This is a genomic window from Serratia sp. GW822-FHT06E05, assembly GCF_058799445.1.
Genome location: NZ_JBXALM010000008.1, coordinates 161,832 through 174,628 on the forward strand (window position 1 = coordinate 161,832; position 12,797 = coordinate 174,628).

At 55.8% G+C, this 12,797-nt stretch carries 7 protein-coding genes; 6 read left to right on the top strand and 1 reads right to left on the bottom strand.

The window, feature by feature from the left end:
* Nucleotides 1-44: 44 nt before the first annotated feature.
* Both dgt and degP read left to right on the top strand, forming a co-directional pair.
* Nucleotides 45-1,562 carry a dGTPase gene (gene dgt / locus AC1RKC_RS18230; RefSeq protein ID WP_020825235.1) on the top strand — a complete coding sequence of 506 codons (1,518 nt, stop codon included), beginning with the start codon at nucleotides 45-47 and terminating at the stop codon, nucleotides 1,560-1,562.
* Between the two features lie 190 nt (nucleotides 1,563-1,752).
* Nucleotides 1,753-3,192, top strand: a complete 1,440-nt coding sequence (gene degP, locus AC1RKC_RS18235; protein ID WP_020825236.1) for a serine endoprotease DegP — start codon at nucleotides 1,753-1,755, stop codon at nucleotides 3,190-3,192.
* Between the two features lie 221 nt (nucleotides 3,193-3,413).
* Here the strand turns inward: degP and barA are convergent, their stop codons facing one another.
* Nucleotides 3,414-6,146, bottom strand: coding sequence for a two-component sensor histidine kinase BarA (gene barA, locus AC1RKC_RS18240; protein ID WP_493092670.1), 2,733 nt, complete (start codon nucleotides 6,144-6,146; stop codon nucleotides 3,414-3,416).
* A 68-nt stretch (nucleotides 6,147-6,214) separates the two neighbouring features.
* Between barA and rlmD the strand changes: the two genes are divergently transcribed.
* From rlmD to pyrG, 4 genes are all read left to right on the top strand, one after another.
* Nucleotides 6,215-7,564 (top strand): 23S rRNA (uracil(1939)-C(5))-methyltransferase RlmD, encoded by a 1,350-nt coding sequence (rlmD, locus tag AC1RKC_RS18245; RefSeq protein WP_122077214.1) that lies wholly within the window; start codon nucleotides 6,215-6,217, stop codon nucleotides 7,562-7,564.
* A gap of 9 nt (nucleotides 7,565-7,573) precedes the next feature.
* On the top strand, nucleotides 7,574-9,805 hold the full coding sequence (gene relA / locus AC1RKC_RS18250; RefSeq protein WP_020825239.1) for a GTP diphosphokinase: 2,232 nt from the start codon (nucleotides 7,574-7,576) through the stop codon (nucleotides 9,803-9,805).
* A gap of 155 nt (nucleotides 9,806-9,960) precedes the next feature.
* On the top strand, nucleotides 9,961-10,755 hold the full coding sequence (gene mazG, locus AC1RKC_RS18255) for a nucleoside triphosphate pyrophosphohydrolase (protein WP_128864996.1): 795 nt from the start codon (nucleotides 9,961-9,963) through the stop codon (nucleotides 10,753-10,755).
* Between the two features lie 375 nt (nucleotides 10,756-11,130).
* The gene (gene pyrG / locus AC1RKC_RS18260) at nucleotides 11,131-12,768 is read left to right on the top strand and encodes a glutamine hydrolyzing CTP synthase (RefSeq protein WP_020825241.1); all 1,638 of its coding nucleotides are present in this window, start codon (nucleotides 11,131-11,133) and stop codon (nucleotides 12,766-12,768) included.
* The last annotated feature ends 29 nt before the right edge of the window (nucleotides 12,769-12,797 follow it).

Genomic DNA, 12,797 nt, shown 5'->3' on the forward strand with positions numbered 1-12,797 from the left:
GGGAATTGTTATCACGGGGGCTGGGCGCAACGGCGGAGAAACAGATGTCCGGGATCGACTTTAAGCAGAAAATCAGCTTCCAACGGCCCTTCAGCAACCCCATTGAAGCCGAAGAAGAATACGACATAGTGCGGCAGTTCGAGAGCGATCGCGGGCGTATTGTCAATTCCGCCGCCATTCGCCGTCTGCAGCAAAAAACCCAGGTGTTCCCGCTCGAACGTAATGCCGCGGTGCGCAGCCGCCTGACGCACTCCATGGAAGTGCAACAGGTAGGACGGCATATCGCCAAAGAGATCCTTAATCGTTTCAAACAGGCAGGGCGGATCGACGAGCTCGGCCTGACCAAACTGCTCGATCCTTTTGAAAGCATTGTCGAAATGGCCTGCCTGATGCATGACATCGGTAATCCGCCTTTTGGCCATTTTGGCGAGTCGGCAATTAACGACTGGTTTGCGCAAAGGCTGGATCCTGCCAGCTGCGGCAGTGAGCCCGCCAGTAACGATCGCTGCCAGGTCAGCGTATTGCGTCTGCACGAAGGTGAGAGCGATCTTAACCGCCTGCGCAGCCGCATTCGTCACGATCTCAGCCACTTCGAAGGGAATGCCCAGGCCATCCGGCTGGTGTATACCCTGCTGAAGCTTAACCTGACCTATGCACAGGTGGGCTGTATCCTGAAATATACCCGCCCGGCCTACTGGGCCAGCGATATTCCAGCCAGCCACAACTACCTGATGAAAAAACCGGGCTTTTATCTGGCGGAAGAGGCATTTGTCGATCGGTTGCGGCGTGAGTTGAATATGGGTGAGTTCGACCGTTTCCCTCTGACCTATATTATGGAAGCCGCTGATGATATTTCGTACTGCGTGGCGGATTTGGAAGACGCGGTGGAAAAAAACATTTTCACCGTCGAACAGCTTTACCAGCATTTAACTCAGGAGTGGGGTGAGGTAACGCCGGGCGATCTGTTTGATAAAACCGTGGCCAGTGCTTTTCGCAAGATCGATCGCGGGGGCGCACGTCGCAGCACCGAAGATCAATTCTTCATGTATTTACGCGTTTTCACCGTGGCGCGTTTGGTCCCGCATGCGGCGCAGCGTTTTATTGATAATCTGGATGCGGTTTTCCAGGGAAACTTTAATCAGGCGCTGTTGGAAGATTCCAGCCCGGCTTACCAACTGCTGAAAATATTCAAGAATGTGGCCTTCAAACACGTCTTCAACCATCCTGAAGTCGAACAGTTGGAGCTGCAGGGCTACCGGGTGATCAGCGGCCTGCTGGATATCTACAGCCCGTTGCTGGCAATGTCTTTGGCGGATTTTACCCGGCTGGTGCAGGAAGACAGTCATCGTGCTTATCCGATAGAAACCCGCCTGTTTCACAAGCTTTCGACTAAACATCGCCTGGCGTATATCGAAGCGATTGAAGGTTTGCAGCACCTGTCGCCCGAGCAATTGGCGATCCGGGAGTATTATTTCCGTGCGCGTTTGCTGCAGGATTATATCAGCGGCATGACCGATCTTTATGCCTATGACGAATACCGCAGATTAATGGCAGCGGAATAATTCAATCCGCTAATAAATATTATTTTAAGCAGTGTGCTTGGCGCCGAGAGCTTATTTGGAGTTTTGTAAAGACGGACAATATTTGTTTACTATTACCAATAATCTGCGCCGGAACTTCGGGTTATTAATAGGCTCTCACTATGCACAAAGACCCTAATACTTTCTGATCGACTTTAGAAGAGACACACAGATGAAAAAAACCGCATTAGTTCTGAGCGCATTGGCATTCAGTATTGGTATGGCGATGGGCCCGATGACGGCCGTCGCCGCAGAAACCGCGTCTTCCAGCACCCAGCAATTGCCAAGCCTGGCACCGATGCTGGAAAAAGTGATGCCTTCCGTGGTGAGTATTAATGTTGAAGGCAGCACCACGGTCAATACGCCGAAAATGCCGCAGCAGTTCCAACAGTTCTTTGGTGAGGATTCACCGTTCTGCCAGGATGGTTCGCCGTTCCAGGGCTCGCCGATGTGCCAGGGCGGCGCTGGTGCTGAACCGGGGGCGCCTGATCAGGGCACGCAGCAAAAATTCCAGGCGCTGGGCGCCGGGGTAGTGATTGACGCGGCCAAGGGCTACGTCGTCACCAACAACCACGTGGTGGATAACGCCAACAAAATCCAGGTTCAACTGAGCGACGGTCGCAAATTTGACGCCAAGGTGATCGGCAAGGATCCGCGTTCCGATATTGCGTTGATCCAACTGAAAGACTTTAAGAACCTGACGGCGATCAAGATGGCGGACTCCGAGCAACTGCGAGTCGGTGATTACACCGTCGCGATCGGCAACCCCTATGGACTGGGTGAAACAGCCACTTCCGGTATCGTTTCTGCACTGGGCCGCAGTGGGTTGAATATCGAAAACTACGAGAACTTTATCCAGACCGATGCGGCGATTAACCGCGGTAACTCTGGTGGCGCCTTGGTGAACCTTAACGGCGAACTGATCGGCATTAACACCGCGATCCTGGCGCCGGACGGCGGCAACATCGGTATCGGTTTTGCTATCCCGAGCAACATGGTGAAAAACCTGACCGCGCAAATGGTCGAGTACGGTCAGGTCAAACGCGGTGAATTGGGCATTATGGGTACCGAACTGAACTCTGAACTGGCGAAAGCGATGAAGGTGGACGCGCAGCGCGGGGCATTCGTCAGCCAGGTGATGCCGAAGTCTTCTGCCGCCAAAGCGGGTATCAAGGCCGGTGACGTGATTGTCACCATGAACGGTAAAGCGATTTCCAGCTTTGCGTCCTTCCGCGCGGAGATCGGCACTCTGCCGGTGGGCAGCAAAATGTCGTTGGGCATTCTGCGCGACGGCAAGCCTGTTACCGTGGACGTTACGCTGGAACAAAGCGCCCAGACTCAGGTTGAGTCCGGCAATATTTACACCGGTATTGAAGGTGCCGAACTGAGCAATGGCCAGGTCGGCAACCAGAAAGGCGTGAAGGTAGATAGCGTTAAAGCCGGCAGCGCTGCCGCCCGTATTGGGCTGAAAAAAGGTGACGTGATCCTGGGCGTTAACCAACAGCCGATCCAGAACCTGGGTGAACTGCGCAAGATCCTCGACAGCAAACCTTCGGTGCTGGCGCTGAATATCCTGCGTGGCGACACCAGCCTGTACCTGTTGATGCAGTAATGACCCCCAGGTTTTTACCAAAAAGGCACGCTATGGCGTGCCAGAGTTTGGTGACAAAGTGCTCTGTTGTTTAAAGGTAGGGGCGCTGCATGCTGCGCCTAATAGCATAATCAATGGGTTAAATCGGGTCGAACATGTTCGACCCCTACCGGTTTAGCCCTTATGCGGCTAAGTCAGCAGTCTGAGGCACGCTACGGCGTGCCTTTTTATTGCCTGTTACTTCAGGCCAAATGAGCGCGCGCGGCTTGGCAGACCAGCTCAATCTCATCCAGCAGCTCCAGCCATTCCGGCTCCAAATCATCGCTGCTTACACCCCGACGCAACTGCTGTTCAATGTAGAAACACAGCTGTTTCAGACGCGGTACGCCGCTGTAGCTGCAACTGCCGTGCAGTTTGTGGATCAAATCCAGAATGTCGGCGTCCGGCGTGCCGTCGAGCATCGCTTGCACGCGTTCGCTAACCTGTGGCAGGAAGTCGAGCAGCATCTGCAACAGGTCACGGGCCAAATCGGGCTTGTTGGCCGCCTGACGCAGCGCCAGGGCCCAGTCGAGCGACAACGGCGGTTCATTAACGGAAACGGGTGCCGGCGTTACCGGGTCGGGTTCGCCGCTGTGATAGCGGGCCAACACGCGGGTCAGCATGGCTTCGTCAATCGGTTTGGCCAGATAGTCGTCCATGCCTGCCTGCAGCAAATGTTCGCGTTCGCCGCTGACCGCATGGGCGGTGACGGCGACGATCGGCGTTGAATTGTGGTGCGGCAGTTGGCGGATCAGCTCGCTGGTTCGAATACCGTCAATATTGGGCATCTGGATATCCATCAGGATCAAATCCAGCACGTTATCGCGCGCCAGCAGCAGCGCTTCTTCCCCGCTTTCACACAGCAGGGTTTTTTCCACCTGCTCGGCCAGCAGGGTGCCGATCAGTTTCAGGTTGGCCGGGTTATCGTCAACCGCCAGCACCGTTAGCGGCAGGCGTTTACGTTCCGGCAGCGCAGTGATGCGCGGCGGCGTTTCCATGCGCAGCAGCGGGAACAGGCGATTACTGATGATTGGCTTGATCAGGCAACCGGCGGCGCCCTGTTGTTTAAGCATTTCGGCGTTGATTTGCGACTGGCAAGGCAGCGCCAGAATCACCCGGTCGGCGACTTTCAAAGCCGCCAGCAGCTTGCTTTCGTGCTGGGCCATATTGTCGCGGAAGGGGATTGGCACGCCCACCAGCAGGAAATCGTAATGTTTCTTCGGCAGTTGGGCCAGCGTAGGTGAATGGGTAATCACCAGTTGGGTGACGTTCAGCATATTGAGCGTCGCCTGTGCTGCCATCGGGTTGGCTTCGATATACCCCAACGTCTTGCCTTGCAGATCCGGCAGACTTGGCGGCAGCGACAGCATGCCTTCGTGCAGATCGAGCGTGATGTGGAACCAGAAGGTCGAGCCGCGATTCAACTGGCTGTGGAAGCAGATATCGCCGCCCATTTCTTTCACCAGCTTCTGGGTGATCACCAGCCCCAGGCCGGTGCCGCCGTGACGGCGTGAAATACTGGCGTCCGCCTGACGAAACGCCTGGAACAGCTGTGATTGCTGTCGTTCGGAGATGCCGATGCCGGTGTCGTGGATTTGTACTTCCAGCTCAATCTGGCGGTCTTGCAGGCCGCGCAGTTCGACACGGATATCGATGTTGCCGGTTTCGGTAAACTTGATCGCGTTGCCCAGCAGGTTGGTAATGATCTGCTGTAGCCGCAGTGAATCGCCGATCACCTGCTCTGGAACGTCGTTGTGCACGTCCAGCGTCAGCTCCAGCCCTTTTTCGTGGGCGCTCGGTGCCAACAGCACAATGACCTCGTCGAGGGTTTCACGCAGCGAGAACGGAATATGCTCCAGCACCAGCTTGCCGGCCTCCAGTTTGGAGAAGTCCAGCACGTCGTTGATGATGGTCAGCAAGTTGTTGGCCGAGCGCTCGATGGTTTGCAGGTAGTCGGTTTGGGTGACGCTCATTTCGGTTTTCAGCATCTGACGGGTAAAGCCAATCACGCCGTTGAGCGGAGTACGCAGCTCGTGCGACATGTTCGCCAGGAATTCGGATTTGATGCGGGCCGCTTCCTGGGCGCGTTTTTTCGCCAGATCCAGCTCGACGTTCTGGATCTCCATTTGCTCCAGGGTTTCGCGCAGGTCGGAGGTCGCCTGATCGATGTTCTGCTGCATCTCTTCATGGTAGGCCGTGAGCGACATCGCCATTGAGTTGATGCCGTTCTTCAGCATATGCAGTTCGCCCAGCATAAAGCCTTCGACGCGGCTGTCGAGCTGACCGCGGCGGATGCGATCGACGGTATTGACCATATTGCGGATCGGGCCGGTGACGTCGCGCATCAGACGGTAAGCGAACAGAATGGCGATACACATGCACAACAGCAGCAGCAGGGTGGAAACGAAGACCTCTTTGTATTGCTGCAGGCGAACCGACTGCAGATCCAGCTCGATTGCCACATAACCCAGGCGGTTGTCCTGCTGGAGATCGCTGCTGGCAGCCTGGTCCGGGTACTGGCTCTCCGCCAGGATCGGGGTGCGCAGGATCAGCGAGTCACCGCGCCGGGTCAGCATCAGATCCGTGGGGATCGGAACCCCCTTCGGCAACTGCAATTGGGTAAAGTTGTGATGGTAATTGGAGGTGACAAACAGATTATTCTGCGCATCAAATACCGTAATTGAACGCACAATATCTGAATGACGGCGGTGTAACAGACTGACCAACTGCCTGACCGACTCGCGGCTGCGGAACGTCATGCCGTACTCGCTGGCCACTGCCAACGGTTCGATAATGCTGGCGCCGGCGTCAACCAGTTGTTCTTGCAATTCATTGTAGCGATGCACTACGAAGAAAGTGCTGAGCAACAGACCAATCAACAGCGTTGGGGCCAGAATCAGGATCATCATGCGCGCCCGCAGGCTGTATTTGGTCATGGGTTTCCAATGTGGGAGAATTGCCGGACAATCTCTACTTTAAATGAACCAGCACTCAATCGACAAATATGGCGCAATTCTACTCTCCGAAACGTCGCGTGACGACCCGGCAAAATTCTCCCGTGCTAACACTGACGGTAGACAACCTCGATCCCTTTGGTCAGGGCGTGGCGCACCACAACGGCAAAGCGATTTTCGTCCCCGGGGTATTGCCGGGCGAGCAGGCGGAAGTCCAACTCACGGAAGAAAAAAACAAGTTTGCCAAAGGCAGGTTAAAGCGCCTGCTCAGCCGCAGCCCGCAACGTGTCGAACCGCGCTGCCCACACTTTGGCGTGTGCGGCGGTTGCCAGCAGCAACACGCGGATGAAAGCCTGCAGCAGCAGAGCAAGGCGGCGGCCCTGGTGCGAATGATCGCTCGCGAAACCGGCGTTACGCCGCAGCAGGAGCCGGTGATCGCGGGTCCACAATACGGCTATCGCCGTCGCGCCCGTCTCGGGCTGTTGTGGCAGCCCAAACAGCAGCGTCTGGTGATGGGCTTTCGCCAGGCGGCGTCCAGCGATCTGGTGCCGGTGACGCAATGCCCGGTGCTGCATCCTGAACTGGAACAATTACTGACGCCGTTGCGATCTTGCCTGAGCGCATTGCAGGTCGCCAGACGACTCGGGCATGTCGAACTGGTGCTGGCAGATAATGGCCCGGTACTGGTTCTGCGCCATCTCGACGCCTTGAAAGAGGATGACCGCCAGGCCTTGCAGGCTTTTGCGCGGACAAAAAACGTAACCATTTATTTGGCGCCGGACAGCGATAGCCTCGAAAAACTGTGCGGTGAAACGCCGTATTATCAGGTCGACGGGCTACGCTTAGACTTCAGCCCGCGTGACTTTATTCAGGTAAATGACCACGTAAATCAGCAAATGGTGGCCCAGGCCCTTGAATGGCTCAGTATTCAACCCAATGATCGGGTATTGGATCTGTTCTGCGGCATGGGCAATTTTACCCTGCCGTTGGCGCGACGCGCCGCTGCGGTGGTAGGCATAGAAGGTGTTGCCACACTGGTAGCGAATGGGCAATATAATGCACATAAGAATAGGCTGAATAACGCCAGCTTCTTCCATGAAAATCTGGAAGAGGACGTTGAGCAACAACCTTGGGCAGCACAAGGATTTGATAAAGTGATGCTGGACCCTGCCCGTGCGGGCGCGGCCGGAGTGATGTCACATATTGTTAAACTGGCGCCAGAGCGGGTGGTTTATGTTTCCTGTAACCCGACCACGCTGGCACGCGACAGCAAAGTGCTGCTGAGCGCCGGTTATCGTCTTGCACGTGTGCGGATGTTGGATATGTTTCCGCATACGGGGCATCTTGAGTCAATGGCGCTGTTTATTAACGGTTCTGCGCCAGAGGTCGCTGCAAAGTAGGGAGAGGGTATGGTTGCGGTAAGAAGTGCACATCTGAACACGGCTGGTGAATTTGCTCTCGACGAGTGGATTGCCAGCTTGGGGCTACCTAACCCGCAGTCATGTGAGCGATTAGCCGCAACCTGGCGTTACTGTGAGCAGCAGACCCAGAACCATCCTAATGCGCCGCTGTTGCTGTGGCGCGGGCTGGAAATGGTCGAGATCCTCTCTACTCTGAGCATGGATAACGACAGCATGCGCGCCGCGCTGCTGTTCCCGCTGGTGGACGCCGGCATCGTGCAAGAAGAAACCCTGACTGAAGAGTTCGGCAAGGGCATCACCTATCTGGTGCATGGCGTACGCGATATGGACGCCATCCGCCAACTGAAAGCCACTCAAAACGATTCGATGGCCTCCGAACAGGTCGACAACGTGCGCCGCATGCTGTTGGCGATGGTGGAGGATTTCCGCTGCGTGGTCATCAAGCTGGCGGAGCGTATCGCTCACCTGCGCGAAGTGAAAGATGCGCCGGAAGACGAGCGCGTGCTGGCGGCAAAAGAGTGTTCGAATATCTATGCGCCGCTGGCTAACCGTCTGGGTATCGGGCAGCTCAAATGGGAGCTGGAGGATTTCTGCTTCCGCTACCTGCATCCGGACGAGTACAAACGCATCGCCAAGCTGCTGCACGAACGCCGCATCGATCGCGAACAGTTTATTGACGATTTCGTCGCCTCGCTGCGTAATGCGATGGTCGATGAAGGCGTCAAGGCGGACATCTACGGTCGTCCAAAACACATTTACAGCATCTGGCGCAAGATGCAGAAGAAGGCGTTGGCGTTTGATGAGCTGTTTGACGTGCGCGCGGTACGCGTGGTGGTCGAACGCTTGCAGGACTGCTATGCCGCGCTGGGGATTGTGCATACCCACTTCCGCCATCTGCCGGATGAGTTCGACGACTACGTCGCCAACCCGAAACCCAACGGTTATCAGTCGATCCACACCGTAGTACTGGGGCCGCGCGGGAAAACGCTGGAAATTCAGATCCGCACCCGGCAGATGCATGAAGATGCAGAACTGGGTGTCGCCGCGCACTGGAAATACAAAGAGGGTGCGGTTGCGACGGTTCGCTCAGGCTACGAGGAACGTATCGCCTGGCTGCGCAAACTGATCGCCTGGCAGGAAGAGATGGCGGACTCCGGCGAGATGCTCGACGAGGTTCGCAGCCAAGTGTTCGACGATCGGGTTTATGTATTTACCCCGAAAGGCGACGTGGTGGATCTGCCAGCAGGCTCTACGCCGCTCGACTTCGCTTATCATATTCACAGCGACGTCGGCCACCGTTGCATCGGTGCCAAAATTGGCGGCCGCATCGTGCCCTTTACCTACCAGCTGCGGATGGGTGACCAGATTGAAATCATCACCCAGAAGCAGCCGAACCCAAGCCGCGACTGGCTGAACCCGAACCTCGGTTATATCACCACCAGCCGTGGACGCTCCAAGATCCACAACTGGTTCCGCAAGCAGGATCGCGATAAAAATATCCTTGCCGGTCGCCAGATGCTGGACAGCGAGCTGGAACACCTCGGTATCAGCCTGAAAGAGGCCGAGAAGCTGCTGATCCCGCGTTACAACATGAATTCGCTGGATGAAATACTGGCGGCGATTGGCGGCGGTGATATTCGCCTGAATCAGATGGTGAATTTCCTGCAGGGCAAGTTCAACAAACCGAGCGCCGAAGAGCAGGATCGCGAAGCGCTGCGGCAGTTGGTGCAGCAGAAAGCGCCGCCGGCAACCCGCAGTAAGGACAACGGCCGGGTGGTGGTGGAAGGGGTAGGCAACCTGATGCACCACATTGCCCGTTGCTGCCAGCCGATCCCGGGCGACGATATTATCGGTTTTATCACCCAGGGGCGCGGCATCTCCATTCACCGTGCGGACTGTGACCAACTGGTGGATCTGCAATCGCACGCGCCGGAACGTATCGTGGATGCGGTGTGGGGCGAAAGCTATTCCAGCGGTTACTCGCTGGTGGTGCGCGTGATGGCCAACGATCGCAGCGGCCTGCTGCGTGACATCACCACCATTTTGGCCAACGAAAAGGTCAACGTGCTGGGCGTCGCCAGCCGCAGCGACACCAAAAAACAGCTGGCAACCATCGATATGGACATTGAAATCTACAACCAACAGGTACTGGGCCGGGTGTTAGCCAAGCTCAATCAACTGCCGGACGTGATAGACGCCAAACGCCTGCACGGCAGCTAAATCAGCTGCGTCTTTCGGGCCACATCATTGTTGGCCAGGCTCCGTGGCTTCAGTTATCGTAGGGGGCGAACCTATTCGCCCCGATTGACCCGGGCGCAGCACGCTGCGCCGCTACATTAATGACCGGCGCCGATTCTTTTGTCAGAGACTTTCTTATGACCCAATCTTCTCCACTGCACCGCTTGCTGAACATCATGAAAACACTGCGCGATCCGCAGGTCGGTTGCCCATGGGACCGCAAACAAACCTTCGCCACCATCGCCCCTTACACGCTGGAAGAAACCTACGAGGTACTGGACGCTATCGAACGTCAGGACTACGGCGATCTGCGTGACGAACTGGGGGACCTGCTGTTCCAGGTGGTGTTCTACGCCCAGATGGGCCAGGAGCAGGGGCTGTTTGACTTCGACGAGGTGTGTAACGCCATCAGCGACAAGCTGGAACGCCGTCATCCGCACATTTTCGGGGAAGCCGATGCCGCGGACAGCGAGGCCGTTGCGGCCCGCTGGGAGCAGTTGAAGGCCGGTGAGCGTGCAGAGAAAGCGCTGCATTCTGCGCTGGATGACATTCCTCAGGCGCTGCCGGCGCTGATGAAGGCGCACAAGATTCAGAAACGCTGCGCTTCGGTCGGTTTTGACTGGCATACGTTGGGCCCGGTGCTGGACAAGGTGTACGAAGAGATCGACGAAGTGATGCATGAAGCGCAGCAGGCGGTAGTCGACGAACAGAAACTGGAAGAGGAAATCGGCGATCTGCTGTTCGCCACGGTGAATTTATCGCGCCATCTTGGCCATAAGGCAGAAAATGCGTTGCAGGCAGCCAACCGCAAGTTCGAGCGCCGTTTCCGTCAGGTAGAAGAGATTATCCAACAGCGTGGGCTGCAGATGGGCGAAGCAACGCTGGAGCAGATGGAAGAGGCGTGGCAGCAGGTTAAGCGCCAGGAAAACTAATCTGCCGCTCGGGTGTCCTAGGATTGTCGCAGTAGCTTAATCTTGATCGGCGACAAGGTTCACCCAAGCTGAAACGGTTAAGCTCAGAGTCATAGTTTGCTGAACCGTGGCTTACCGACAGCAAAACGCCAACAAACTGAAATCTAAGGCGTTTTATTGTCTCGAAAGGGCGGAAAAATAAATTTTTCTATGCTAACTCCTTGTTTTAAAAAGACAGGATCTGGCAGGCCGATAGAGTAAACCCTGATGAACCCTTGATGGTGACAGAGATGATGGACAGTAAAACGATCGTTTGTAGGTCTGGAGAGGTTCGGGTATACTACTTTCCCGTCTTGGTTCTTCCATCGTCTTTAAACCTAAACTCTCAGGTTCAGCATGACAACTAATTATATTTTTGTGACCGGCGGGGTCGTATCCTCTCTGGGTAAAGGCATTGCCGCAGCCTCTCTGGCGGCTATTCTTGAAGCCCGTGGCCTCAACGTTACCATCATGAAACTGGACCCGTACATCAACGTGGATCCGGGCACCATGAGCCCGATTCAGCATGGGGAAGTTTTCGTCACCGAAGACGGCGCAGAAACCGATCTGGATTTGGGTCACTACGAGCGCTACATCCGCACCAAAATGTCGCGCCGCAACAACTTCACCACCGGTCGCATTTACTCCGACGTTCTGCGTAAAGAACGCCGTGGCGACTATCTGGGCGCAACCGTACAGGTCATCCCGCACATCACCAACGCGATCAAAGAGCGCATCCTCGAAGGCGGCGAAGGCCACGACGTGGTGTTGGTTGAGATCGGCGGTACCGTCGGCGATATCGAATCGCTGCCGTTCCTGGAAGCCATCCGCCAGATGGCCGTGGAAGTGGGCCGTGAGCACACCCTGTACATGCACCTGACTCTGGTGCCGTACATGGCCGCTGCCGGTGAAGTGAAAACCAAACCTACTCAGCATTCCGTAAAAGAACTGCTTTCCATCGGTATTCAGCCAGATGTGCTGATTTGCCGTTCCGATCGCACAGTTCCTGCTAACGAACGCGCGAAAATCGCACTTTTCTGTAACGTGCCGGAAAAAGCCGTTATCTCCCTGAAAGACGTTGATTCTATTTATAAAATCCCAGGCCTATTGAAATCTCAGGGGCTTGATGATTATATTTGTAAACGATTCAGCCTCAACGCGCCGGAAGCCAACCTGGCCGAGTGGGAGCAGGTTATTTACGAAGAAGCCAATCCGGGCGGCGAAGTGACTATCGGTATGGTCGGCAAATATGTCGAACTGCCGGATGCTTATAAGTCGGTGATTGAAGCGCTGAAACACGGCGGCCTGAAAAATCGTCTGACCGTGAACATCAAGCTGATCGACTCGCAGGATGTTGAAACCCGCGGCGTAGAAGTGCTGAAAGGTCTGGATGCGATCCTGATCCCAGGCGGCTTCGGCTACCGTGGCGTAGAAGGCAAGGTGATGACCGCGCGTTATGCGCGTGAAAACAACATCCCTTATCTGGGCATCTGCCTGGGTATGCAGGTGGCGCTGATGGAGTTCGCCCGCAACGTTGTGGGTATGGAGAACGCCAACTCAACCGAGTTTGTGCCAGACTGTAAGTACCCGGTGGTGGCATTGATCACCGAATGGCGTGACGAAGACGGCAACGTCGAAGTCCGTACCGAAGAAAGCGATTTGGGTGGCACGATGCGTGTCGGTGGCCAGCAATGTCACCTGACCGACAATAGCCTTGTGCGTCAGATGTACGGCGAACCGACCATTGTTGAACGTCATCGTCACCGTTATGAAGTTAACAACATGCTGTTGAAGCAAATTGAAGCCGCCGGGCTGTTGGTTGCCGGCCGTTCCGCAGACAACAAGCTGGTTGAGATTATCGAACTGCCGAATCACCCGTGGTTTGTAGCTTGTCAGTTCCACCCGGAATTTACTTCGACGCCGCGTGATGGTCATCCGTTGTTCGCCGGCTTTGTGAAGGCCGCTGGTGAGTATCAGAAGCGCCAGGTGAAATAAAATATTTGGTAGGCGGCGCGCGGTGAGAA

Coding starts and splice junctions, on each gene's coding strand:
- dgt (WP_020825235.1), top strand. CDS start 45: ATGTCCGGGATCGACTTTAAGCAGAAAATCAGCTTCCAACGGCCCTTC.
- degP (WP_020825236.1), top strand. CDS start 1,753: ATGAAAAAAACCGCATTAGTTCTGAGCGCATTGGCATTCAGTATTGGT.
- barA (WP_493092670.1), bottom strand. CDS start 6,146: ATGACCAAATACAGCCTGCGGGCGCGCATGATGATCCTGATTCTGGCC.
- rlmD (WP_122077214.1), top strand. CDS start 6,215: ATGGCGCAATTCTACTCTCCGAAACGTCGCGTGACGACCCGGCAAAAT.
- relA (WP_020825239.1), top strand. CDS start 7,574: ATGGTTGCGGTAAGAAGTGCACATCTGAACACGGCTGGTGAATTTGCT.
- mazG (WP_128864996.1), top strand. CDS start 9,961: ATGACCCAATCTTCTCCACTGCACCGCTTGCTGAACATCATGAAAACA.
- pyrG (WP_020825241.1), top strand. CDS start 11,131: ATGACAACTAATTATATTTTTGTGACCGGCGGGGTCGTATCCTCTCTG.